The sequence below is a fragment of the Streptomonospora salina genome, assembly GCF_014204715.1.
Classification (GTDB): domain Bacteria; phylum Actinomycetota; class Actinomycetes; order Streptosporangiales; family Streptosporangiaceae; genus Streptomonospora; species Streptomonospora salina.
On the sequence record NZ_JACHLY010000001.1, the window covers coordinates 2,237,297 to 2,260,459 of the forward strand.

Genomic DNA, 23,163 nt, shown 5'->3' on the forward strand with positions numbered 1-23,163 from the left:
CCATCGTCGCTGCCGCCGGCCCGGCCGCGGCGCCGGGCCGGCGGACCCGGTCACCCGTTCAGCGACCGGTACCGGCTCACCAGCGCCGCCGTGGAGGAGTCCATCCCCTCCGCGGCCTCGCCTCCGGTCAGGGCCGGCTCGATGCGCTTGGCCAGCGCCTTGCCCAGTTCGACGCCCCACTGGTCGAAGGAATCGATGTCCCACACCGCGCCCTGCACGAACACCTTGTGCTCGTAGAGCGCGATGAGCTGCCCCAGCACCGACGGCGTGAGCTCGTCCGCGAGGACGGTGGTCGTGGGCCGGTTGCCGCCGAAGGTGCGGTGCGGCACCTGCTCGGGCGCGACACCCTCGGCGGCGACCTCCTCGGCGGTTTTGCCGAAGGCCAGCGCCTGCCCCTGGGCGAACATGTTGGCCATCAGCAGGTCGTGCTGGGCACCGAGCTCCGCGGACATGCCGGGCACCGGGCGCGCGAATCCGATCAGGTCGGCCGGCACCCGTTCGGTGCCCTGGTGCAGCAGCTGGAAGTAGGCGTGCTGCCCGTTGGTGCCGGGTGTGCCCCACACGACGGGGCCGGTCGGCCAGGTCACCGGGCGGCCCGCGCGGTCCACCGACTTGCCGTTGGACTCCATCTCCAGCTGCTGGAGGTAGTCGGGGAACCGGGCGAGGTAGTGGCTGTAGGGCAGCACCGCGTGCGACCGGGTGTCGTGGAAGCCGGTGTACCAGACCCCCAGCAGTCCCATCAGCATCGGCGCGTTGGCTTCGATCGGGGCGGTGCGGAAGTGCTCGTCGACGGTCCGGAACCCGTCCAGCATCTCCCGGAAGCGTTCGGGGCCGATCGCCACCATCAGCGACAGCCCGATCGCCGAGCCGAGCGAGTAGCGGCCGCCCACCCAGTCCCAGAACTCGAACATGTTCTCGGTGTCGATGCCGAACTCGGCGACCTTCGCGGTGTTGGTGGACACCGCGACGAAGTGCCGCGCGACGGCGTCGGCCTCGCCGCCGAGCCCGGACAGCAGCCACGCCCGCGCCGAGGTGGCATTGGTGATGGTCTCCACCGTGGTGAAGGTCTTGGACGCGACGACGAACAGGGTGGTCGCCGGGTCGAGGCCGCGCAGCTTCTCGTGCAGGTCGGCGCCGTCGACGTTGGAGACGAACCGGACCTCGACGCCCGCCTCGCCCTCGGTTTCGGAGCCGGTGTAGGGCAGCAGCGCCTCGTAGGCCATGGCCGGGCCGAGGTCGGATCCGCCGATGCCGATGTTGACGACGGCGGTGATGGGGTCGCCGCGGTGTCCGCGCCATGCGCCCGAACGCACCCGGTCGGCGAAGGACGCCATCCGGTCCAGCACCCGGTGCACCTCGGGCACCACGTTCTCGCCGTCGACCTCGACGACCGCGTCGCGCGGGGCGCGCAGCGCGGTGTGCAGGACGGCGCGGTCCTCGGTGGTGTTGATCCGTTCGCCGCGGAACATGGCCTCACGCAGGCCTTCGACGTCGCAGACCCCGGCCAGGGCGCGCAGCAGCCCCAGGGTCTCGTCGGTGACCAGGTGCTTGGAGTAGTCCAGGTGCAGGTCGCCGACCTGCACGGTGTAGCGGCCGCCGCGTCCGGGATCGGCGGCGAACAGCTCCCGCAGGTGCGCATCCCCGAGCTTCGCGCGGTGCTCGCCCAGCGCCGCCCATTCGGGAAGCCGGTCCGGGCGCGTGCGCTCGTTCGCGGTCGTGTCGGGCATCGGTCTCGCTCCTCGCCTGTCCGTTCGGATGTCGTACTCCGCGGGCCGCCGCCGGCCGGGCGCTCCGGACGATCGCCGCCGGAGGACACCACTACCCGGAAATCATGCACGCTTTCCCGCCCCGCTGCGCGCCGTGCCGCGCCCCGGCTCCGGCGCGGATCCCGGCGGGCCGGCGTCCGCTGCACCGATCGGTTCCGGGTCGGATCCGGGTAGTGGACGCGGCGGCGCGGCGCGCCGCGGCCCGCCGGCGCAATCGATCGTGGCATACCGGAAGGGGCCCGTCCCGGCCGAGGCGGCGCCCGTCGCGCCCCGACCGGCGCGGCACGCGAAGAGAGGAAGCGTCCTTATGGTCAACGAGCACTACGACGCGGCCGTGATCGGCATGGGTCCGGGCGGCGAGGTCGCCGCGTCGCGGCTCCTCGCGGCCGGGAAGCGCGTCGCCGTCGTCGAGCGCGAACTCATCGGCGGCGAGTGCGGCTACTGGGCCTGTATCCCCTCCAAGACGCTCCTGCGCCCGCTGGAGGCCGCGGCCGGCGCCGCCGGTGCCGCGGGGCTGGACGGGCCGCAGCCGGACTGGGCCGGCATGCGCGCCTACCGCGACACGATGATCCGGCATTTGGACGACTCCGCGCAGGTGGAGGGCTACCGGTCCCAGGGCGCCGCCGTCTTCACGGGCACCGCCCGCCTCGCCGGCCGGGACCCGTGGACGGTGGCGGTGGACGAGCACCGGCTGACGGCCGACCACGTGGTCGTGGCGACCGGGTCGTCGGCGTCGCGGCCCCCGATCGCGGGTTTGGAGGAGGTCGAGGTCTGGACCAACCGGCAGGCCACCACGGTCGAGGAGATCCCCGGCCGCGCCGTGGTGGTCGGCGGCAGCGCCGTGGGGGTGGAGCTGGGCCAGTTCCTCGCCCGGATGGGCTGCTCGGTGACGCTGCTGCAGCGCGGTCCCGGGCTGATGAGCCGCGAGGAGCCGCGCGTGGGCGAACTGGCGGCCGAGGCGCTGCGCGGCGACGGCGTCGACGTGCGTACCGGGGTCGTGCCGCACCGCGCCTACCGGCGGGGCGGCGACAGCGTGGTGGTGCTGGAGGACGGGTCCGAGGCGGTCGGCGACGTGGTGCTGCTGGCGACCGGGCGCACCCCCCGCCTGGAGGACCTGGGGCTGGACCGGGTCGGGGTGGAGGCCGGGCCCGCGGGCCTGCGGGTCGACGAGCGGTGCCGGGCGGCGCCGGGATTGTGGGCCATCGGCGACGTCACCGGCGTCGCGCTGTTCACCCACGTCGCCAAGTACCAGGGCGGCGTCGTGGCCGCCAACATCCTCGGCGGCGACCGCACTGCCGCCTACACCGGCGTTCCGCGCGTCGTCTTCGCCGATCCCGAGATCGCCGCCGTGGGGTTGACGGCCGCGCAGGCGCGCGACCGGGGTTTCGACCCGGTTTCGGCGGAGGTCGATCTGACCGAGGGGCTGGCCCGGCCGTGGACGTTCGCGACCTCGCCCCGGGGCCGTGCGGGCGTGGTCGCCGACCGCGCGAGCCGCAGGCTGCTGGGGGCGTGGGCGGTCGCCCCGCTGGCGGGCGAGTGGATCCACACGGCGGCACTCGCGGTGCGCGAGGGAATCGGGATCGACCGGCTGCGCGACGGCATCTTCCAGTTCCCCACCTACAGCGAGGGCTACGTGCTGGCGGTGGAGGCGTTGGACATGTGAGGGCCGGGTCCCGTCGGCGACCGGGGCGGTTGCGGGCGATGCGGCGATCGGCCGGTCCGGAGACTGGCGCGGGCGTGTAACCGGTGCCACAGTCGGCCGGAAGAGCGGTCGTCCCGGCGGCGGCCGCAGGTGTACCGGGGCGAACCCGCGCGGGCGCGGCCCGCGGGTGGTCGGGCTTAGTCACCGGGAGTACGCCCCGGTGCGGGGTCTGCGCCCGGTGCGGTAGGCGCGGCACCGCCTCCCGGAGGACGACGGGCGGGGCCGGTACCGGGCAGACTCGGCCGCGATGCAGCCGACGGCACAGGAGGCGGTGCTGATGGGAGCCGAAACGGCCGGGCGCGCGGCGCGCGGGCTGTCGGCCTCGTCCGCAGCGGCGGCGTCGGCGCTGTCGTCGGCTGCGGCCGCCGGGCTGCGGTGGGCGCGCTCCGGATCGCCGGCCCGGTCGGCGCCGCCGATCGGCGGCCCGCTGTCGGCGCCCCGCGAACCCGATCCGCCGCCCGCGCGCGTACCCGCCCCGCGCGTCGCTGCGCCGCCGTCCGCCGTCGGGGAGCGGGCGCCGCTGCCCCGGGCGCCGGAGCCGATCGGCGCCGGTGCTGAGCGGGCGCCCGACGCGGCGCGGGCGCGGCTGCGGGCCGCGGGCGCCGCGTGGCGTCCGGTTGCGCTGTGGTGGCTGCGGGTGGCCGTCCTCGTGCAGGTGGCGTTCGTGCTGGTGCGGTCGGCGGCGGGCGGCGCCGCCACCGCCGCTCCGGCCGGGACCGGGCTCGTGGCCGGAATCGCCGGCGGCGCGCCGGTGTGGCCGATTCTGGCCGTCGGCGGGGTGCAGGCGGCAGCGGCGGCGGCGATCGCGGTCCGCGCCCGGACGTCGCGGTGGCCCGCGGTGTTCAGCGTGCTGCTCGTGGCCGGCGGCGTGGTGCAGGGGCGTCTGGACGCCGCGGAGCCGCTCTACCTGCTGTCGTTCGGCGCGGTGCTGGTGGCGCCGGGGCTGTGGGTGGCGCTGTGGGCGTGGGGCTGGCGCTGGCCGGACCCCGGCGGGCCCGGCGCCGCTTCGGGCACTCAGCTCTTCCAGGACGGATCGTAATCGGGGTGGGCGGCGTAGACGGCCGCCAGGTGCTCCAGCGCCCGGCGCCAGGCGTGCAGCGCCGACCAGGCCCCGTCCTCCTCGGCGGCGGACTGGGCACCGTTGTCGAGCGTGTCCATGCATTCGCGGTAGGCGGCGGTGTAGTGCTCGACGATGCCGCGCTTGGCGGCGACGTCGGCGCGGATGCGCTCGGGGCCGCCGGTCCCCGGTGAGGCGGCGTGCGCCGCCTGTTCGTCCTCCGCCAAGCGCGCGCTGAGGAACTCCACGATCGTCACTGTGCTCCACTCCTTCCACCGCGGTCCACTCCCGTCGACGCCCCCGACCGCCTGAGCGTTCCGCCGCTGCCGCCGCCGGCTCGGCGGCGGGCACCGCGCCGACCCACCGCGGATCTCTCCCCCGATGTCCGGGGCTCACTCCTTCATACGGCGGCAGTCCGCAGATTGTACGGATATGTTCGCCGGTCCTCGGTCCGCGTGCCGATCCACGCGCGGATCCGGGCGGGCGGCGCGCAGCGGTTCGGACGGGCGGCGCGCGTCCGGCGCCCGGGTGTACCCGGGGTCCCGGAGCGGGCCGGGGTGTTCCGTGTCAGGTGCAGCCCTCGAACTGGGGGACGCTGGTGTTGATGTCCAGGCCGCTGTCGCCGAACCATTTGCGCAGCAGCCACGCCGCCGTGCCGTCCTGGTACATCCGGGTGATGGCCCGGTTGACCGCCTCGCAGCCGGCGACGTCCTCCTTGGCGACGCCGACCCCGTACTTCTCGTTCGTGAAGGGCGCGTTGACGAGGTTGAACGACGACGGCGCGGTTTCCAGGTAGCCGGCCAGGATCAGGTCGTCGGTGGAGACCGCGTCGACCTCGCCCTCGGCGAGCAGGTCGATGCAGTCGCTGTAGGCGGGGCGCTCGACCCGCTCGGCGTCGATGCCGCGCTCGCGGATGATGCGGTTGGCGGAATTGGACCCGGCTCCCTGGCACAGCACTTTGCCCTCCAGGTCGGCCGCATCCGCCACGGACGTGTCGCCGGCCTGCACCAGGATGTCCTGGTGGGCGACGTAATAGGGGCCGCCGAACGCGACGCGGGTCTTGCGCAGCTGAGTAATAGAATAAGTCGCCAGCACCAGGTCGACCTCGCCGCTGACCAGCACCTGTTCGCGCTCGTGCGACGTCACTCCGACGAACTCCACGTCGGCGCGTTCCACACCCAGCTCGGCCGCGATGTAGTGGGCCACGTCCACATCGAACCCCTCGAACGTGCCGTCCTCGGCGCGCAGCGACAACCCGGGCTGGTCGGGCTTGACGCCGATGCGCAGCATCTCGGCCCCGGCCACCGAGGCGGCCCCGCCCACCGCGTCGGTGCACGATCCCGCCGCGGTCAGCACCAGCGCGGCGGCGACCGCGGTAAGCAGCCGGCGCAGTCTCATCGGCTCTCGCCTCCCGTTCCGGTCCTCTCCGGTCCCCGTCCGCCTCCGGTCCGCCTCGGTTCCCCGTCCCGCACCGTCCGTGCCGCCGTGCGCCGCCGGCCGCCCCGTCAGCGGTACTCGGCCAGCCGGGGCCGCACGCCCAGCACCACCAGAGCCGCGAACGCCAGGCATGCGCCCGGCAGGATCGCGTCCCAGCCGCGCAGCCCGGCGCGGGCGTCGGCGACGGCGGTGTCGAAGGTGTTGATGTGCAGCGACGTCAGCTGCACGAGCGACCGCTCATAGCGGTCGAAACGATCCGCGACGGAGTCCCCGCCGCCCATGCGGGCGTCGATGGCCGCGGCGGCGCCCTCCTCCTCGGCCAGGTCGCGCATCCGCTGGTCGGCGTCCAGGTAGGCGCTGTAGTCGCGCAGGGTGCGCCGCTGGACCTGTTCGCGGCCTTCGACGCCCCCGGCCCGGACCTCCTCTCCGAGCAGACCGATCAACTGCCCGGGGTAGTCGGTGTGGTCGGGCACGGCCTCGCCGACCTCGGCGGTGTAGCCCTCCAAGTCGCCGGGCGGGGCGTCGCCGTCGGGCACCAGGAACACCACCATCTGCGCGTCCTCCAGGAAGTTCTGCTCGTAGATGTCGGCGCGTCCGGGGTTCATCAGCCACCGGCTCTGGTCGGCGTTCATCCCGGTGCTGATCGCGCGTGCGCGCGAGAGCGCCAGCACCGAGTCGAGCCCGTCGGCTTTGGCGGAGCGCAGCAGGGCGGCCTGCTGCTCCAGCATCCCGACCGCCCCCAGCCCCAGGACGAGCACACCGATGGTGGCCGCGGCCAGCGGGATGTTGTAGCGGCGGCGGAAGCGGGTGCGCAGGAAGCGCTGGAGGGCGAGGAGCGCCGCGACCAGTGCCGTGGCCGCCCCCGCGACCAGCGCCATGCGCACCGACGCGGCCGAGCTGTTCTCCTGGTAGGTGCTGCGCACGGTGGCGCCGCTGTCGAGGGTGAGGTTGTAGGCCTTGGGCAGCAGGTCGCGGCGCATCAGCTCGCCGGCCCGCTGGTAGAGCCGCACCACCTCCTCGGGCTGCGATCCGGCGGGCCGTCCGGCCTCGTCGCTGAGCAGCCGCGCCTGGGACACGAGGTTCTCGTAGCGGGTCATGTCCTCCATGACGGCGCGGACGTTCTCCTCGTCGGTCGTGTCGCCCTCGGCCAGCTGGGCGGCGTGCAGGAGCGCGTCGGTGGCGTCGGAGCGGCGCTGCTCGTAGCGGTCCACGGCGGCTTCGCGGCCGTCGCCCAGGGAGCGGTCGGATCCCATCAGCAGCACGTTGGCCATCTGGGCGTCCATGTCGCTGAGGGCGAAGTACAGGTCGGCGGTGGCCACCACCTTGGGTCCTTCGTCGCGGCCGATGACGTCCAGACCGTCGCGGCTGCGCGCGATCGCCGATCCGGTGACGGCGAACAGCACGCCGATGAGCACCAGGCACAGCACAGTGAGCAGCCACACGCGGCCGCGGGTGCCGGGACGTCCCACCCACGCCGGCAGGCGCGTGCGGGGGCGCGCCCGGTCCGCGGCGCGCATAGCCAGGCGGTCGGCGATCTCGGGAGCCTCGGTGCTGCCTTTCACCACGCGGCCTCAGCCCCGCTGGCGGTGCAGGGCGATGACGGTCCAGGCGCCGACATAGATGCGGTCGGCCTCATTCAGCGGCACCTCCGTGTTGGCGGGGACCGCATCGGCGGTCCCGTTGAGGGTGGTCCCGTTCGTCGAGCCTTCGTCGATCAGCGCCCATCCCCCGCCGGGGCGGGCGATGAGTACGGCGTGCGTGTGGGAGACGGCGGGGTCCTCGGGCGGCCCGGCCAGATCGATCTCGGGGTGGATGCCCGTCCTGAGGCTGCGCCGCCCGATGCGGATGCGGGCGCGGTTCAGCGGCATGCGGCGCTGCGGCGCGTGCGCGGGGAACTCGACGGATGCGGGGTCGAGCACGCTGCGGTCGGCCATGGCACGGTAGTAGGCGGGGTCGGCGCAGACGATCGCCCACCAGGTGGGGTGCGCGGGCTCCGGTACAGCGCCGGGCCGCGGCGCGTCGGGGGCCGTGCCGAGCACGGTGGTGCCGTCGTGGTCGGCGGAGCGGGGGGCGGGCGGCGGTGTCAGCGGCAGCGGCGACGCCTCGGTGCGGTCGGCGGCGGCGAAGTCGTGGCCGCACTCCTCGCAGAAGCGGCCGTCGCGCACGGCGGCGCAGTCGGGGCAGGTCTCCTCGGGCGCGCCGGCGCCCGGAACGGTCGGCGGCGGCTGGGCGGTCGGCAGTCCGCACACGGCGCAGCGGGCGCGGGCGGACGAGGGGTGTCCGGCCGGACACGTCGGCATGATCGGCCCCTTCTTCCTCTCACACGGCCCCCGTTTCGCGGTCTCCCGCGCGTGTGCGCTCGGTCGTGATCCGGTTCTGCGGCGCCGCGCCGGCGGTCGCATCGGCCGGCGGCCGCAGCCGCACCGTGCCCGGCGCCGTGTCGGCTCCCGCGCCGGCGGCGCCGGTCGACTCCTCGGCGGCGGTACCGGTGCGGGCGTGTGCGGGCGCCACCGCGCGCCCCAGTCGCACGGTGGCGGTGTCGGTCTCCGGGGATGTGTGCAGCGCGTACGGCGCTGCGCGGGTCGGCCCGTCGCCGGCGGCGCCGGCAGCCGGTGCGGGGACGAGGGCCGCGTCGCCCTCGCGGGTCCACTCGGCGAGGACGTCGCCGCAGGCCGCGGTATGCGGGTCGGAACCTGCGGCCAGCACCCGCAGGCGCGCCGCCCGCATCCGGCGTCCGGGTTTCGCGGGCGGCACCCGCAGGTGCAGGTGGTAGGTGCGGGTCTCGTCGGCCCAGGCACCGGCGGGGTAGGCGCCGGTGCGCGGGTCGCACGGGCCGCGCCGGCCGGTGATGTCGCAGACGCGGGGCGCGATCTGGACCAGGGCCGCCACTCGGGTGCCGCGGGGCGTCCACAGCCGCAACGCGACGTCGGCGGCGGTTGCGGGCCCGTCGGACGGGGCGGGCGGTGTGCGGGCGATGCGCACGACCGCGTGCACGTCGCCGCCGCCCGGCGGGATCCGCCGGGGCCCGTGCACCCGCACGGCGAACTCCGGCCGCGGGGCACCCGGTGCCGGTCCCGGCTGCGCGGTCATCGGGCCTCCTTGCCGGTCGCGGGTGCGGGCACGTCGATCACGACGGCCGTGGAGTTGTCGTGCCCGCCTCGCTCCAGTGCGTAGCGGACGCACGCGCGCGCCGCGGCGAGCGGGTCCGCTCCGGCGCCGCGCACGAGCCCGGCCAGGCCGGCGGGCTCGGGCAGGTGGTTCCACACGCCGTCGCTGCACAGCAGCAGCCTGCCCGCGCCGCCCGGGTCGAATGCGGCGACCCGCCCGGCGGCGCCGCCGTAGTCGGCGCCCAGCCACGCCGTCAGGGCGTGGGCCTGCGGCGCGGCCGCCGCCTCCTGCGGGTCGAGGACGTTCATCGCGACCATGGCTTCGCTCCAGGAGTCGTCGCGGGTGAGCAGGGCCGAGGGTGCGGCGGGGCGGCCGTGGCCGATCCAGTACGCGCGGCTGTCGCCGACCCAGGCCACGGCCAGCGGCCCTCCCGCTGCGGGCACCGCCGCACCCACGAAGGTGCAGGCGGGGGCCCGGACGGGGGATTCGGCGAGTACGGCGACGGCGCCGGCCGCCCGGCGCAGGGCCGCGCTGAGGGATTCCGCGGTGCCCTGTCCGCTCTCCAGGGACGTGGCGAGCACCGCCGCTCCGGATTCGGCCGCGGCCGCAGCGGCGGAGTCGGGCCGCGGCGAGGAGGACACCCCGTCGCAGACGACGGCGGCGGTCACCGGGCCGGCGGGCAGGGCTCCCGCGCCTGGGGCGTCCGCGCTGCGCACAGCCATCGCGTCCGCGTTGCGTTCGTGGCGCAGGCCGCGGTCGCTCACCCCGGCGGCCGCGGTCAGGCGCAGCTCGGTGTGGTCGCCGGGGCGGCGGCGCAGCCCGCATCCGGTGCAGGCGCCCTCGGTCAGGCGGGCGCCGCAGCGGGCGCAGGGGGCCGGTGCCTCCACGGCGGCGCCGGCCACGCTCTGCGCCGCGCCGCCGGTACGGCGCAGAGGGTGGCCGCAGTGCTCGCAGAAGGCGTCCTCGGCGGCGGCCGGTTCACCGCATACCGGGCAGGTCGGCACGATGCAGGCCTCCCCTCTGCCGCGTGCGCGCGGTCGTGCGCGGCGCGCGGCCGCGTGCGGCGGCCGGCGGCGCCATCGGACCGCGCCGGCCGCGCGGCGGTGCTCCCCCGGTCCGCGGCCCGTCGGGCCGCGCCTCCCCGTCGGTGACATACCCGCACCGGGCGGTAGGGCTAACGCGCCGGAAGGGAGTTGTGGACGGCCGGTCACAGCAGCGTCCGCGGCCGGACGGCGTTGGCCCGGTCGACGAGCTCGCGGCGCCGCCTGCCGTCGGTGGTGGTGCGGGCCCGGTCGCGGTAGCTGCGCTCCAGGCCCGCGCGCAGCCCCGCCTCGGTCATCGGGGACGCCAGCAGCCGGGTTTCGGCGGTTTCGGGTCCGAAACCGGCCAGTACCCAGTCGAGTGCGCCGCGCAGCACCCGGGCGTTGAGCCGGTCGCGGGCTTCGCCGCGCAGCCCCAGGCGGCTCAGCCGCGCCACGGCGTCCAGGAACACCGACTCCGACACCGCGCCGGGGTCCCGGTCCACCACCAGCACGCTCACCGCCGCCATCTGCGCAGCGATGTAGACGCTGGAGAGTTCGGGGACCATGTCCAACACCTCGACGGCCCCGGCGGGGTCGCCGCGGGCCAGGCGGATACGGGCCAGGCCGAACCCGGCGCTGACGTAGGCGCGGTCGGTCAGCCACACGGTGCGGTAGAGCCGTTCGGCGTCGGCGTGGTCGCCTGCCAGCTCGCAGGCGGCGGCCAGGCCGAGCTTGGGCGCGGCCTCGCCCGGCAGGTGGTCGAACAGTTCGTCGAACCGTTCGCGGGCGCCGGCGCCGTCCCCGACGTCCAGCGCTATGACCGCCCAGTACCAGAACGGCCGCCAGTCGCCGGGCGCGCAGGCGCCGAACTCCTGCAGCCGGTGGGCGGCCTCCTCGCGGCGTCCCGACCCGATCAGGGCGCGTGCCAGCATCAGCTGCGTCTCGGGGGTGGGGTCGGTGTCGCCTTCCAGGGTGGCGGCCAAGTCCTCGGCGGGCAGTGCCGCGAGGCCTTTGAGTTGCGCGGAGGCCTCGTCGGCGGGGTCGACCAGCGGGAACGGCAGGGCGGCCGCGGCGCGTTCGGCGTCGGAGGGGCCCAGCAGCCGGTCGGTCTCGTCGATGACCCGCACGAGGTTGCCCGAGGTGAACAGAGGGTGCTCGGCGCCGAACAGCGCCGAGGAGGCGGGGTGCGGGCGGCCGTGCATGTCGGAGAGGACTTCGCGCAGCACACCGGTGAGCTGCTCGGCCATTTCGGCGGCGTCGCAGAAGCGCAGCGGGGGTTCGGGCTGCAGCGCCCGGCGCAGGAGCCGGTCGAAGGAGGGGTAGCGCCGCAGCACCGGAACGGACCCGGAGTCGGGCAGGTCGTGTTCGTAGGTGCGGGCGAAGTCGAACCGGAAGCTGAGCACCGCCAGGCAGCGCGCCACCGAGTACAGGTCGGCGCTGACCGAAGGGCCGCTCTCGCGCAGCTCGCGTTCGGGTACGCGGTAGCCGACGGTGGTGTAGACGGGGGTGACCAGATCGTCGACGGGCCGCACGGCACCCAGGTCGATGATCTTGATCTGCTCTTCGCTCTGGATGACGTTGTCGGGTTTGAAGTCGCAGTAGAGCAGACCCTTGCTGTGCAGGTGGCCCAGGGCGCGCAGCGCCTCCAGCCCGTAGGCGATCACCCGGTCCACCGGCAGCCCGTCGTCGCCGGACGTGCGCGCGCGGTGCTCCAGAAGCAGGTCGCGCAGCGACTTGCCGCCGACGTACTCCATGACGATGTGGCCGGTGGGCACTCCCGTTCGCGGGTCGGGATGCTGCACGAAGTTGTAGATCTTGACGACGTTGGGGTGCTCGACCTCGGCCAGCACACCGCGCTCGGCGGCGGCGGTCTTGTGCGCCTCGGCGTCGCCGACGTTGAGCAGGCCCTTGAGCACGACCCACCGGTCGTTGACGTTGTGGTCGCGGGCGAGGTAGATCCAGCCGAGACCGCCGTGGGCCAGGCAGCCCAGCACTTCGTACTGGCCGGCGACCAGGTCGCCGGGGGCGAGCTTGGGGGTGAAGGAGAACTCGGTGCGGCAGGAGCGGCAGTAGCCCTCGGTGCGGCCGGGACGTCCGTAGAGGGAGCGGCCCACGCTTTCGCCGCAGTTGCCGCAGACGCGGTTCTTCTCGGCGACCACCGGGTCGCTGAGGACCGCGCTGGCGGGGTCGCGGTAAGGCACGGGCGGCACCTGGACCATGCCCAGCCCCAGCAGTCCGCGGGAGGACTGCGCCCCGGGACGGTGCGCGCCGCCGGCGGCGGGGTCGGGGTCGGGCCGGGCCCGCGGCCCCGACGTGTCCGGCGCGCCGAAAGCTCCGAAGGGCCCGGACAGGCGGGACTCCCGCAGGCTGGGCGAGGGGCCCGAGGCGGTGGGGCCGCCGCTGCCGGGATCGGGCGCAGGGCGCCGGCCGTCACCGGCGGTTCCGGGGCCGCCGGCGGGCGGCTGCGCGGAGTGCGGGCCGGATGCGGGGGCGGTGCGCGCGGCGGCGGCGCCGGTCGTTCCGGAGACCCGCGGCGCGGGGACGACCGTCTCGGAGACGATCGGGGCCATGCCGCACTGGTCGCAGTAGCCGTCGTCGATCGCACCGGTGCAGTGGCGGTCGGTGCACTCGGTCATCGGCACGCTCCTGGGGTCGTGTGGGTTCGGCATCCGCCCGGCGCCGCCCGTTCCCGGACGGGGCCGCGGCGCCGACTGGCGGCGCCGCCGTCGCGGGCACGGCGGCACGCCCATTCCGGACCCGAAGTCGTACCCCGTTACCGACGCTCCACAAGCGCAGGCGACGGCAGCGGCCGTATCCGGCCGGTGACGCGTGGGTTACGGGGCGGTCAGGCAGCTCAGCCGAGCCGGCCCGGGCGCACCATGCCGGTCTCGTAGGCGATGACGACCAGCTGGGCCCGATCGCGCGCGCCCAGTTTCGTCAGCACCCGGCTGACGTGGGTCTTGGCGGTAGCGGGGCTCAGTGTCAGGCGGCGGGCCAGTTCCTCATTGGACAGCCCGGCGGCGACGGCCTCCATGACTTCGCGCTCGCGCTCGGTAAGCGCGTTGAGCCGCGGCGCCGGCGGCGGATCCTTGAGGCGGCCGGCGAACTCGCCGATGAGGCGCCGGGTGACCGAGGGCGCCAGGAGTGCGTCGCCGCGGGCGACGACGCGCACCCCGTGGATGAGCTCTTCCGGCTCGGTGTCTTTGACCAGGAATCCGCTGGCGCCGGCTTTGAGGGCACCGTAGACGTAGTCGTCGAGGTCGAAGGTGGTGAGGATGACGACCTTGACGTCGCGCAGCCGCTCGTCGGCGGCGATGCGGCGGGTGGCCTCCAGCCCGTCGAGGACCGGCATGCGGATGTCCATGAGTACGACGTCGGGGCGCTCGGCGCGGGCGGCGCGCACGGCCTTCTCGCCGTCCTCGGCTTCGGCGACGACGGCGATGTCGGCTTCGCCGTCAAGCATGGAGCGGAAGCCGGCCCGCACCAGCGTCTGATCGTCGGCGAGCACCACCCTGGTCATGCGCGCCCCGCTTCCGTCTCCGCCGTCGGCCTGCCGCCGTTTCGCTCTCTTGCTTACCAGGCCGGGCGGCAGCCGGGGAAGGCATGGGAGTCTGTCACCGGGGATCGGGCCGAAGAGGCCCCGCCGGCACCCCCGTCGGACGTGGTGGAGGCCCGTCCCAGCGGGAAGGCGGCGCGCACGGCGAAACCGGGGCCGCCCTCGCGCGGTCCGGCGGTGCAGGTGCCGCCGACCGCGGCGGCGCGCTCGCGCATCCCCCGCAGGCCGTTGCCCTCGGGAGCGCCGCCCGATGGGGCCGCGCCGCCGTCGTCGGCCACGGCCACGCGCAGTTCGGCGGCGCCGTAGGCGACCGACACCTCTGCGCTGGAGGCGCCGGAGTGGCGCAGGGCGTTGGTGAGGGCCTCCTGGACGATGCGGTAGGCGGCCAGGTCCACGGCGGCCGGCAGCGGCGTGGCGCGGCGCTCGGCCTCCAGCCGCACCGGCAGCCCGGCGGCCGTGGTGCGCTCGGCCAGTTCACCGACACGGGCCAGGGAGGGCGCGGGTGCGGTAGGCGCGCCACCCTCATCGTCGACCTGGCGCAGCACGCCCAGTGTCGAGCGCAGTTCCCGCAGGGTGTCGCGGCTGGCCTCCTTGATGCGGTCCAGCGCGTCGTAGGCGGCCTCGGAGTCGTCGCGGCGGCGCGCGGCCGCACCGGCCTGCACGTTGATCAGCGAGATGCTGTGGGCGATCACGTCATGCAGCTCCCGGGCGATGCGCAGGCGCTCCTCGACGGCGCGGCGGCGCGCCTCCTCTTCGCGGGTGCGCTCGGCCTCGGCGGCGCGCTGCTGGGCCTCGCGTATGTAGGCGCGCTGGCTGCGGGTGACCTCACTGACGAGTAGGACGACCAGGACCCAGGCGAGCGCCGACAGTGCGCGGGCCGCCTCGAAGTCGAGTATCTCCACGACGGTGGAGAGCGCCAGAACGACGCCGATGCCCGACAGTGCGGCGCTTCGGTTTCCGGCGGCGCTCAGCCGCACCACCGCGACCACGAGCGCCGCCCAGGCGACCCAGATGTCGGCGGAGGCGGTCATGTAGTAGCCGAGGACGCTGATTCCGATCGCCACCGCCGCGGTGTGCGGGAACCACCGGAGCAGGGCCACGCAGGCGGTGCCCGCCAGCAGCACCGCCAATCCGGTTTCGGCACCGCCCTGGCCGAAGGCCACCAGCAGCTGCAGCGCGCCCACGCCGACGGCGAGCATCGCATCGACCACAGTCTCGGGGATCCGCAGCGGACCGAGCAGCAGGCCTCCGCCGCCGGGCACCGCCGGCGCCCGGCGGGTCATCGGGAGCCTCCGGCCTGGGCACCGGTGTCCGGGCATCGCGCTCCTCATCCGTCCGTCGCACAACGGCCGCCCGGCCGTAGCACCAGGATGGGGGACGAGCGCACGCGCACGCATCCGCCGCCGGATGGAACCGCGCCTGCGCCCCGGGATGGAGAGGGGCGCCTCAGGCGCTGCCGCCGGCGCCCGGGCCCTCCGCGGCGGGTCCGCCCCGCAGGTAGCCGCCGCCCTCCTGGCTGAATCGGCGCATTCGCAGGCTCAACACGATCAGCGCGATGCCGAAGACGAGGGCGTAGGCGCCGATGGCGAACGACATCGCGACGGCGCTGCCGAAGGGGACGATCCAGATCACCAGGCCGAAGGCGACCGAGAGCGCGCCTCCGAAGATGTAGAGCCATTCGCCGTGGATCTCGCGGCGCAGCCGGTAGGCGGTGACGATCTCGAAGAGGCCGGTGACGATCGCCCACAGGCCCAGCAGCACCGTCAGCACCAGCACGGTGGCCACGGGCCAGGCCAGGACGACCAGTCCCACGACCACGCCCAGCACGGCTTCGGACACCAGCGGGATGCGGTCGTCCTCCTGGGCCCGCAGTGCCGCCCACCCGGCGAACACACCGTCGACCAGGGCGTAGACGCCGAAGGCCGCGGCGAGGGCGATCGCCGTGATCCCGGGCCACAGGAGCGCGACGAATCCGAAGAGGACCGCCGCGGCGCCGCGGACGGCCAGGACCCACCAGTGCATGGCCAGGTAGTCGCGCATGTCTCCCCCGATCGGTCGGCCACGGTGGCGCTCTGCCCGCGGGTGCGGGCGCCGATGGTCGCGGGGGCGGAATTATTACCGAAAGATGGGCCGGCGGGTCCGGTCAGTGCGCTGCGGCGCCGGAATCGGGGGGTACCCGGCCGCGCCGACAGGGCGGCTCTGTCGGCGCGGCCGGGTACGGCACGGGGCCTTCAGCCCTCGTAGGAGCGCTGCTCGGGCCCGACGTAGAGCTGGCGCGGACGGGCGATCCGGGCGGCGGGGTCCAGGCGCTGCTCGCGCCAGTGCGCGATCCAGCCCGGGAGCCGGCCCAGTGCGAACAGCACGGTGAACATGCTGGTGGGAAAGCCCATCGCGCGGTAGATGACGCCGCTGTAGAAGTCGACGTTGGGGTAGAGCTTGCGGTCGGTGAAGTAGGAGTCCTCCAGCGCCCGGTTCTCCAGCTGCAGGGCGAGCTCGAACAGCTGGTCGGGCCGCTCCTGGCGGTCCAGGATCTGGGCGGCCAGCCCCTTGATCTCCTTGCTGCGGGGATCGAAGTTCTTGTACACACGGTGCCCGAAGCCCATCAGGCGCGTACTGCTCTCCTTGTCCTTGACCTTGGCCAGGAAGGAGTCGACGTCGCCGCCGAGACCGCGGATCTCCTCCAGCATCTCCAGCACGGCCTGGTTGGCGCCGCCGTGCAGCGGGCCGAAGAGGGCGTTGATGCCGGCGGAGATGCTGCCGTAGAGGTTGGCCTGCGAGGACCCGACGACGCGGACGGTGGCGGTGGAGCAGTTCTGCTCGTGGTCGGCGTGCAGGATCAGCAGCAGGTCCATGGCCTTGGCGTAAAGCTCGTCGAGCTCGCGGCTGCCGCTGTCGCCGCCGAAGGTCATGCGCAGGAAGTCCTCGACGTAGCCGAGGGTGCTGTCGGGCTCCACCGGCGTCTCGCCCGCGGAGTTGCGGTAGATGCGGGCGGCCATGGTGGGCAGCTGGGCCAGCAGCAGCATGGTGGCCCGGTCGACCTGAGCGGAGTCGCCGGGGTCGACGGTGTCGCCGTAGAAGGCCGCCATGGTGTTGACGGCGCTGCCCAGCTGGACCATGGGGTGGCCGTCGCGCGGCAGGGCGTCGATCATGGCCCGCATCTCGGCGGGCAGCGCGGCGTTGGCGCGCAGCTGCTCGGAGAAGTCCTTCAGCTCGCCGGGACCGGGAAGCTCACCGTGGATGAGGAGGTAGGCGACTTCCAGGAAGGAGCTCTTGGACGCGAGGTCCTGGATGGGGTATCCGCGGTAGCGGAGGATGCCCGCTTCGCCGTCGATATAGGTGATCGTCGACTCGCACGCGGCGGTGTTGGCGAACCCGGGGTCGAGGGTGACCATGCCGGATTGGCTCAGCAGGGTCTTGGCCTCGAAAGCCCGGTCGCCTTCGGTGCCGGTCAGCAGCGGCAGGGTGTGCGCCCCGCCTTCGTACCGCAGCTCTACCACGCGCTCTTTGCCGTCTTCGCTCATGCCTGAGCAACCTTTCCAGGCGGGGATGCGGGGGATCAGGGAAAGCCGCCGTCCCGGCTCGACCATGTCTTGAGTTCAGATCTAATTAAACTCCAGTGAAGCAAAACAGTACAATTGTCGCGCAATGGCGAAGCGGTGACATGGGACACACCATTAAGCGGGCGCCGGGATTCCGGCAAAGTAAAGAAGTGACGATTTTCGCACCCGTGGCAAGTGTACCTGTTTGTCGTGCGTACACGGTTTCAGCCCCCGCGGAACACGGGCCGCCCCCGACACGCCGGACGCTGCGGAGGCTCCGCGCACCGGCGGCGGCCCGCCGCCCCGCACCGGCTCAGCCGTCGGCGCGGGCGCGCGGCCCCGCCCACGGCCGCAGCCGCGGCAGCCACGCGGGGGCCGCACTCCGGTAGTCGGCGTACTCGGCTCCGAAGGAGCGCGCCATCATCGGCTCCTCGTAGAACCGGACGAACAGCGCGATAGCCGCCCAGAAGGCCATCCCCCACGCGGCCACGCCCCACGCCCCGGGCAGCAGCGCCTCGCCGGCCAGAGCGGCCACCAAAGCCACGTACATGGGATTGCGCACGTAGCGGTGGAACCCGTCCACCACCAGGTGCTCGGTGCCCAGCCTGCACACGGTCTTCCACGGCCGCGACGGCCTGCTGGCGGCGGTCTTCGAGCGCTACGGCCCGGTGGTCGACGTCGAGGCGCTGGCCCAGGACCCGCCCCAGCGGTTCGACGACGCCGTCCGGGGCCTGTACCGCGCCGTCGTCACGGCGTTCCGCAGCCGGCCGCGCGCCCTGCCTGCGATCGTCGCCGACATCCTCGCCCGCCCCGACGGTCCCGGAGCCCGCCTGATGGAGGCGGCGATGCCGCGCATGCTGGAGGGCGTGGGCAGCCTGCTCGCCCCCGAGATCGAGGCCGGCCGGGTCCGCCCGCTGCCGACGCCCGTCGCCATCCAACTGCTGCTCGGCCCCCGGCGGTGCACCTGATGCTGCGCCCGGCGATGGAGCGGGCGCTCGGCCCGAACTGCCGTCGGTCGAGGAACCCGTCGGCGCGCCGTGATACCGGGCCGCAGGGCACTCGGGGCGGCCGGCCCGACGCGCCCTTCAGCAAACCGGGGCGGTCGCGCCCCCGGTGATCGCGACGAGCCGGTCCGGCGCGATCGGGAAGACGCTGCGCGGTGTTCCCGCGGCGGCCCACACCGCGTCGAAGGCGAGCAGATCGGCGTCGACGACCGTGCGCAGCGGGCGGTCGTGTGCCAGAGGCGGGACGCCGCCGATACTGAACCCGGTCGCGGCCTTGACAGCTTCGGCGGTGGGACGGGTGATCTCGGCGTCGGTCCCCAGGTGCTTGGCCAGCAGGCCGGTGTCGACGCGGTTGGTGCCCGAGGCGATGACCAGCAGCGGCTCGCCGCCGACCAGGAACACCAGGCTCTTGGCGATGCGGGGAACCGTCGTGCCCAGCGCCTCGGCGGCCTCGGCCGCACTGCGGGTGCTGTCGGCAAGCTCGCGGACGCGGCCCTGCTCGCCGTGCTCGATGAGCGCGTCCTGCACCCGCTGCGACTTGGCGTGCATGGGGATACCTCCCGTCGATCGGCAGTCGGCCCGGCGCCGCCGTCCTAGGGTGCCACCCCCGTGTGCGGGCACCCCCTCCGGCGGGCGGGCCGGGAGCGCTCAGCCGCCGTCGGCGCCCAGAGCGCTGCGGACGCGGGCGAGCACGTCCGCGCCGGGGGTGTCCGCGGGATAGACCGCCACCAGGACCGACTCCGCGCCCGCGCCGGCGGCCGGCGGCCGGGCCGGTTCGGCGGACCGGCCGGACTCCCCGGGGTCGGCGGGCTCGCGCAGGAGGGCGCCCGGCGAATCGGTCACGAACGCCATGGCTTCGTCGAAGCGGCGCCAGGGCACCGGCTCCTGCGGGGCGTGCAGCCACGACCGCAGCACGTGGTTGTGCGCCGCGATGACCGAAGCGGCCAGCGCCTCCCCCGTCAGCGCGCGCCGACCGGACGTCTCTCCGCGGGCCAGGAACCGGCTGAACGCGGCCTGGTAGCGGGCGGTCATGGCGATCTCCCGGTCGCGCAGCCGGGGAACGGCGCGCACCAGGTGGAACCGCGGAACGGTGATCCCGGGCGAGCGCACGTACTCCTGGAAGACCATGCGCGCCGCCGAGCGGACCGTGGCCACCGGGTCGTCGTCGGGGGCCGCCTCCAGGAAGCGCTCGACGGTCTCGAACAGGTCGTCGTGCTCGGCGAAGAGGATGTCCTCTTTGGAACCGAACCGTCGGAAGAGGCTGCGCCGGCTCATCCCGGCCGCGAGTGCGATGTCGTCCATGGTCGTGGACTCGTAGCCGGCCTCGGTGAACAGGCGCACCGCCACCGCGACCACGGCGCTGCGCGCCGCGCCGCCCGGCCTGGCCCGTTCGCCGTCCGTGCTCTGAGCGCTCTCCGCCACCTCGGCCCCATTCCCGGTTTCCGATCTCCGCCGCCGCGGGTGTCCGCGGCCCGCCCCTACGAATACCGCTCTTCGTTCCCTTCTGCGCACGCGGCCAGTACGATGACACTAAATGCCACAACTGGACACGCAGTGCCAGACGTGGTGAACGCGGGAGCGACGACACCGGGAAGGCGGGAAGCGTCGATGAGCGACTTCGACCTGTTCAGCATCACCGAGGAGCACAAGGAACTGCGCGAGGCGGTACGCGCCGTCGCCGACGACAAGATCGCGCCGCACGCGGCCGAGGTCGACGAGCGCTCGGAGTTTCCCCAGGCCGCCCACGACGCGCTCGTAAGCACCGACTTCCACGCCGCGCACATCCCCGACGCCTACGGCGGCGTCGGCGCCGACGCCCTGGCGACCTGCATCGTCATCGAGGAGGTGGCCCGCGCCTGCGCGTCGTCCTCACTGATCCCGGCCGTCAACAAGCTCGGCACGATGCCGCTGATCCTGGGCGCCTCCGAAGACGTCAAGCAGCGCTACCTGAAGCCGGTGGCCGACGGCGAAGCGATGTTCTCCTACGGCCTGTCCGAGCGCGAGGCCGGCTCCGACACCGCGAGCATGCGCACCCGCGCCGAAGCCGACGGCGACGAGTGGGTCCTCAACGGCCAGAAGTCCTGGATCACCAACGCCGGTGTCAGCCGGTACTACACCGTCATGGCCGTCACCGACCCCGACGGCAAGCGCGGCGGCAACGTCAGCGCCTTCGTGGTCCACGCCGACGACCCCGGCTTCTCCGTCGGCGAGCCCGAACGCAAGCTGGGCATCAAGGGCTCGCCCACCCGCGAACTGCACTTCGACAACGTGCGCATTCCCGGCGACCGGCTCGTCGGCGGCGTCGGCGAGGGCCTGAAGATCGCACTGCGCACCCTCGACCACACCCGCATCACGATCGGCGCCCAAGCCGTGGGCATCGCCCAGGGCGCACTCGACCACGCGGTGGCCTACGCCAAGGAGCGCAAGCAGTTCGGCTCGGCCATCGCCGACTTCCAGGGCATCCAGTTCATGCTCGCCGACATGGCGATGAAGCTGGAGAGCGCCCGCCAGATGGTCTACGCCGCCGCGGCCAAATCCGAGCGCAACGATTCCGACCTGGCTTTCTTCGGCGCCGCAGCCAAATGCCAGGCCTCCGACGCGGCGATGGAGATCACCACGGACGCGGTCCAGGTCCTGGGCGGCGCGGGCTATGTCAAGGACTTCCCGGTGGAGCGCATGATGCGCGACGCCAAGATCACCCAGATCTACGAGGGCACCAACGAGATCCAGCGCCTGGTGATGGCCCGCCAACTGCTGAAATAGGGGGCCCGGCGCCCTGCGCCGGACCCCGTGGACCGTCGCTGATCCGCCTCGGTTCCGGAGCCCGGGTCAGCGGAACGACCACCCCGACCAGCGGTCGACCTCGGCGGCGATGACGGGACCGGTGGGCGGCGTCTCCCGGTACTGGGAGTAGCGCTCCTGCAGGCTCCGGACCGCGGCGCGGTGCTCGGCGGGCGTCCGCTCCGGATCGGCGCCGGCTTCGACGATGCGGGCGCGGCCGTCGGCGCGCACCCACCAGAGCCGCTCCCAGTCGTCGGAGTACTCGTCGGCGAGCAGGCACACCTGCGGGTTGGCGGCGATGTTGGCCAGTCGGCGCACAGCGGTCGTGCGCTTGGGCTTGTGGTCGATCGCGACGACCACCGTGTCGGGGACTCCCTCGCCGCCGAGCAGGGCGAAGGTCACGGGCACCAGGTGCGGCCGGCCTTCGGCGTCGGCCGTGGCAAGGCGCGCGACCCGCGCGCGGGCGAAGGCTTCCCGGCACTGTCGGGCGTTCCAGCGCATACCGCGACCCTGCCACGGCCCGCACCGCCGGCCCGCCTCGTCGGCCGGGCGCGCCGCATCTCGGGGGCGGCGGCTCAGTCGGCGGGGTCGAAGGAACCGGTCATCTCGTCCAGGATCGCCCGGTTGCGGGGGAAGTCCTCCTCGGGCGAGACCAGGAAGAGCGCGTAACCCTTCTCCTCGGTGTGGAAGGCGCGGTTGACGGCGTGCATGCGCCCGCCCGAACCGTCGAAGGTGAACTCCCAGTCGGCGGCGCTGACGTAGTCGTCGGTGGAATCCCCGCTCAGCCGGTCGATGCCCACCAGCTCGTAGCCGGAGAAGTTCTGCGAGATCGCGGACTCCTGTTCGCGCCAGTCGGTTTCGGCGTCGGCGGCCGGGTCGTCGGCCTGGTCGATCTGCAGATAACCGCCGGAGGGGACGTCGAAGAAGACGCTCGTGCCCTCGCGGCGGTCGTAGGCCCAGTTCTCGGGGATGTCGACGGAGAACCCGGTGCCGTCCTCGTACTCCTCGGTGTCGGGCAGGTCGGGCTCGCCGCCGCCGTCGCCGCCACCGTCGCCGTCGCCGCCACCGTCGCCGCCCTGGTCCGGTCCGGCGCTCTGCTGCGGCGCCGAGGCCGACGGCCGGTCGTCGCCGGGCGCCGGGCTCCCACTCGCGGTACCGGCTTCGCCGGCGGACCCGTCGAGCGCGCCCAGCCACACCACGAGGCCGAAGACGGCGGCCACAGCCGCCGAACCGCCCAGCACCGCCCAGACGGTGCGGCGTCGGACCCCCTGCCCGGGGGCGCCGCCGCCCGCGGGTCCGGCCGCCGCGGAGGCGGCCGAGGCGGCAGGCGCCCCTATGCGGCCGTTGCGCGCGCCCGCCCCGCTCTCGGCGGCCTCCTGCAGCATGCGGGCGGCCTCGTGCGCCGAGGGACGCTGTTCGGCGTCCTTGCTCAGCAGCCGCTCCACGACCGGAGCGAGCGCACCGGCCGACCGCGGCGGGGGCACCTCCGCGGTGACGATGGCCGTCAGAGTGGCCATAGGCGTATCCCGGTGGAACGGAGTCACGCCCTCGACCGCCTGGTAAAGGGTCACGCCCAGCGACCACATGTCGGTGGCGGGAGCCGCCGGCTCGCCGTGCGCCTGCTCCGGCGCCAGGTAGCTGGGGGATCCGACGAGCAGGCCGGTACTGGTGAGGTGGCTGGAGCCGTCCAAGTGGGCGATGCCGAAGTCGGTGAGCACTGCACGGTCGCCGCGGGCGAGGAGCACGTTGGCGGGCTTGATGTCGCGGTGCACGATGCCGTGCTCATGGGCGACCGCGAGCGCCGCAGCCAACTGCACGCCGATGCGCGCCGCCCGCTCGGGGTCGACGACGCCCTCGCTCTTGACCAGGTCGCCCACCGAGGGCCCGCGCACCAGCTCCATGACGATCCACGGGGACCCGCCGATCTCGACCACGTCGAAGACCGTGATGATCGAGGGGTGGCTGATCCGGGCGGCATGGCGGGCCTCCCGCAGCATCCGGGTCCGGGCCACCTCGACCTCGGCCTCGGGAAGCTGCGCAGGGACGATGAGCTCCTTGACCGCCACCGGGCGGTCCAGGAGCTCGTCTACGCCCTCCCACACACGGCCCATGCCGCCCTCGCCGATCAGTTCGGCCAGGCGGTAGCGGCCGGACAGCAGGCGTCCGGGCTCGCTGCTCTCGTTCGTCATGG

The 23,163-nt window shown here is 74.2% G+C and carries 21 protein-coding genes; 4 read left to right on the forward strand and 17 right to left on the reverse strand.

Annotated elements, in window-relative coordinates; genetic code table 11:
* Window positions 1-50 precede the first annotated feature (50 nt).
* Window positions 51-1,727, reverse strand: coding sequence for a glucose-6-phosphate isomerase (gene pgi / locus HNR25_RS10100; RefSeq protein WP_184634418.1), 1,677 nt, complete (start codon window positions 1,725-1,727; stop codon window positions 51-53).
* A 346-nt stretch (window positions 1,728-2,073) separates the two neighbouring features.
* Between pgi and HNR25_RS10105 the strand changes: the two genes are divergently transcribed.
* Both HNR25_RS10105 and HNR25_RS10110 read left to right on the forward strand, forming a co-directional pair.
* On the forward strand, window positions 2,074-3,429 hold the full coding sequence (locus HNR25_RS10105; RefSeq protein ID WP_184634420.1) for a dihydrolipoyl dehydrogenase family protein: 1,356 nt from the start codon (window positions 2,074-2,076) through the stop codon (window positions 3,427-3,429).
* A gap of 286 nt (window positions 3,430-3,715) precedes the next feature.
* The gene (locus HNR25_RS10110) at window positions 3,716-4,507 is read left to right on the forward strand and encodes a hypothetical protein (RefSeq protein WP_184634422.1); all 792 of its coding nucleotides are present in this window, start codon (window positions 3,716-3,718) and stop codon (window positions 4,505-4,507) included.
* Here the strand turns inward: HNR25_RS10110 and HNR25_RS10115 are convergent.
* The 12 genes from HNR25_RS10115 to HNR25_RS10170 form a co-directional block, all read right to left on the reverse strand.
* Entirely contained in the window at window positions 4,483-4,782 is a 300-nt protein-coding gene (locus HNR25_RS10115; protein WP_184634424.1) for a DUF6221 family protein, read from the reverse strand. The two genes, HNR25_RS10110 and HNR25_RS10115, sit on opposite strands and share 25 nt — an antisense overlap.
* 310 nt (window positions 4,783-5,092) lie before the next feature.
* On the reverse strand, window positions 5,093-5,923 hold the full coding sequence (locus tag HNR25_RS10120) for a glutamate ABC transporter substrate-binding protein (protein WP_184634426.1): 831 nt from the start codon (window positions 5,921-5,923) through the stop codon (window positions 5,093-5,095).
* Between the two features lie 107 nt (window positions 5,924-6,030).
* Window positions 6,031-7,524 carry a GlnX family signal transduction membrane protein gene (locus HNR25_RS10125; RefSeq protein ID WP_184634427.1) on the reverse strand — a complete coding sequence of 498 codons (1,494 nt, stop codon included), beginning with the start codon at window positions 7,522-7,524 and terminating at the stop codon, window positions 6,031-6,033.
* A gap of 9 nt (window positions 7,525-7,533) precedes the next feature.
* Window positions 7,534-8,262, reverse strand: a complete 729-nt coding sequence (locus HNR25_RS10130) for an FHA domain-containing protein (protein WP_184634429.1) — start codon at window positions 8,260-8,262, stop codon at window positions 7,534-7,536.
* 19 nt (window positions 8,263-8,281) lie between these two features.
* Entirely contained in the window at window positions 8,282-9,052 is a 771-nt protein-coding gene (locus tag HNR25_RS10135; protein ID WP_184634431.1) for a hypothetical protein, read from the reverse strand.
* Window positions 9,049-10,074 carry a protein phosphatase 2C domain-containing protein gene (locus HNR25_RS10140; protein ID WP_312862458.1) on the reverse strand — a complete coding sequence of 342 codons (1,026 nt, stop codon included), beginning with the start codon at window positions 10,072-10,074 and terminating at the stop codon, window positions 9,049-9,051. Before HNR25_RS10140 ends, HNR25_RS10135 begins: the two co-directional genes overlap by 4 nt.
* A gap of 203 nt (window positions 10,075-10,277) precedes the next feature.
* Complete coding sequence (locus tag HNR25_RS10145) at window positions 10,278-12,728, reverse strand: serine/threonine-protein kinase (RefSeq protein WP_184634434.1); 2,451 nt, start codon at window positions 12,726-12,728, stop codon at window positions 10,278-10,280.
* A 218-nt stretch (window positions 12,729-12,946) separates the two neighbouring features.
* Window positions 12,947-13,612, reverse strand: a complete 666-nt coding sequence (locus HNR25_RS10150; RefSeq protein WP_184634436.1) for a response regulator transcription factor — start codon at window positions 13,610-13,612, stop codon at window positions 12,947-12,949.
* Between the two features lie 53 nt (window positions 13,613-13,665).
* Window positions 13,666-14,931, reverse strand: a complete 1,266-nt coding sequence (locus tag HNR25_RS10155) for a sensor histidine kinase (protein WP_184634444.1) — start codon at window positions 14,929-14,931, stop codon at window positions 13,666-13,668.
* 163 nt (window positions 14,932-15,094) lie between these two features.
* Window positions 15,095-15,688: an HdeD family acid-resistance protein gene (locus HNR25_RS10160; protein ID WP_184634445.1), complete on the reverse strand. Its 594-nt coding sequence runs from the start codon at window positions 15,686-15,688 to the stop codon at window positions 15,095-15,097.
* 191 nt (window positions 15,689-15,879) lie between these two features.
* Complete coding sequence (locus HNR25_RS10165; protein WP_184634447.1) at window positions 15,880-17,169, reverse strand: citrate synthase; 1,290 nt, start codon at window positions 17,167-17,169, stop codon at window positions 15,880-15,882.
* Window positions 17,170-17,500: 331 nt separating this feature from the next.
* Window positions 17,501-17,800 (reverse strand): methyltransferase family protein, encoded by a 300-nt coding sequence (locus tag HNR25_RS10170; RefSeq protein WP_184634449.1) that lies wholly within the window; start codon window positions 17,798-17,800, stop codon window positions 17,501-17,503.
* On the opposite strand from HNR25_RS10170, the gene HNR25_RS10175 reads away from it, so the two are divergent.
* Window positions 17,784-18,155 (forward strand): hypothetical protein, encoded by a 372-nt coding sequence (locus HNR25_RS10175; protein ID WP_184634451.1) that lies wholly within the window; start codon window positions 17,784-17,786, stop codon window positions 18,153-18,155. The genes HNR25_RS10170 and HNR25_RS10175 overlap by 17 nt on opposite strands.
* A 117-nt stretch (window positions 18,156-18,272) precedes the next feature.
* Here HNR25_RS10175 and HNR25_RS10180 read toward each other — a convergent pair whose 3' ends face one another.
* Complete coding sequence (locus tag HNR25_RS10180; RefSeq protein ID WP_184634453.1) at window positions 18,273-18,740, reverse strand: YbaK/EbsC family protein; 468 nt, start codon at window positions 18,738-18,740, stop codon at window positions 18,273-18,275.
* Between the two features lie 99 nt (window positions 18,741-18,839).
* Window positions 18,840-19,613, reverse strand: coding sequence for a TetR/AcrR family transcriptional regulator (locus tag HNR25_RS10185; RefSeq protein ID WP_184634455.1), 774 nt, complete (start codon window positions 19,611-19,613; stop codon window positions 18,840-18,842).
* Window positions 19,614-19,799: 186 nt separating this feature from the next.
* On the opposite strand from HNR25_RS10185, the gene HNR25_RS10190 reads away from it, so the two are divergent.
* Window positions 19,800-20,954, forward strand: coding sequence for an acyl-CoA dehydrogenase family protein (locus tag HNR25_RS10190; RefSeq protein ID WP_184634457.1), 1,155 nt, complete (start codon window positions 19,800-19,802; stop codon window positions 20,952-20,954).
* Between the two features lie 66 nt (window positions 20,955-21,020).
* Here the strand turns inward: HNR25_RS10190 and HNR25_RS10195 are convergent, their stop codons facing one another.
* Both HNR25_RS10195 and HNR25_RS10200 read right to left on the reverse strand, forming a co-directional pair.
* Window positions 21,021-21,473: a TIGR03668 family PPOX class F420-dependent oxidoreductase gene (locus HNR25_RS10195; protein WP_184634459.1), complete on the reverse strand. Its 453-nt coding sequence runs from the start codon at window positions 21,471-21,473 to the stop codon at window positions 21,021-21,023.
* A gap of 74 nt (window positions 21,474-21,547) precedes the next feature.
* Window positions 21,548-23,161, reverse strand: coding sequence for a serine/threonine-protein kinase (locus tag HNR25_RS10200; protein ID WP_184634461.1), 1,614 nt, complete (start codon window positions 23,159-23,161; stop codon window positions 21,548-21,550).
* Window positions 23,162-23,163 lie beyond the last annotated feature (2 nt).

Coding starts and splice junctions, on each gene's coding strand:
- HNR25_RS10110 (WP_184634422.1), top strand. CDS start 3,716: ATGCAGCCGACGGCACAGGAGGCGGTGCTGATGGGAGCCGAAACGGCC.
- HNR25_RS10200 (WP_184634461.1), bottom strand. CDS start 23,161: ATGACGAACGAGAGCAGCGAGCCCGGACGCCTGCTGTCCGGCCGCTAC.
- HNR25_RS10105 (WP_184634420.1), top strand. CDS start 2,074: ATGGTCAACGAGCACTACGACGCGGCCGTGATCGGCATGGGTCCGGGC.
- HNR25_RS10155 (WP_184634444.1), bottom strand. CDS start 14,931: ATGACCCGCCGGGCGCCGGCGGTGCCCGGCGGCGGAGGCCTGCTGCTC.
- pgi (WP_184634418.1), bottom strand. CDS start 1,727: ATGCCCGACACGACCGCGAACGAGCGCACGCGCCCGGACCGGCTTCCC.
- HNR25_RS10135 (WP_184634431.1), bottom strand. CDS start 9,052: ATGACCGCGCAGCCGGGACCGGCACCGGGTGCCCCGCGGCCGGAGTTC.
- HNR25_RS10165 (WP_184634447.1), bottom strand. CDS start 17,169: ATGAGCGAAGACGGCAAAGAGCGCGTGGTAGAGCTGCGGTACGAAGGC.
- HNR25_RS10195 (WP_184634459.1), bottom strand. CDS start 21,473: ATGCGCTGGAACGCCCGACAGTGCCGGGAAGCCTTCGCCCGCGCGCGG.
- HNR25_RS10190 (WP_184634457.1), top strand. CDS start 19,800: ATGAGCGACTTCGACCTGTTCAGCATCACCGAGGAGCACAAGGAACTG.
- HNR25_RS10150 (WP_184634436.1), bottom strand. CDS start 13,612: ATGACCAGGGTGGTGCTCGCCGACGATCAGACGCTGGTGCGGGCCGGC.
- HNR25_RS10160 (WP_184634445.1), bottom strand. CDS start 15,688: ATGCGCGACTACCTGGCCATGCACTGGTGGGTCCTGGCCGTCCGCGGC.
- HNR25_RS10145 (WP_184634434.1), bottom strand. CDS start 12,728: ATGACCGAGTGCACCGACCGCCACTGCACCGGTGCGATCGACGACGGC.
- HNR25_RS10130 (WP_184634429.1), bottom strand. CDS start 8,262: ATGCCGACGTGTCCGGCCGGACACCCCTCGTCCGCCCGCGCCCGCTGC.
- HNR25_RS10180 (WP_184634453.1), bottom strand. CDS start 18,740: ATGCACGCCAAGTCGCAGCGGGTGCAGGACGCGCTCATCGAGCACGGC.
- HNR25_RS10120 (WP_184634426.1), bottom strand. CDS start 5,923: ATGAGACTGCGCCGGCTGCTTACCGCGGTCGCCGCCGCGCTGGTGCTG.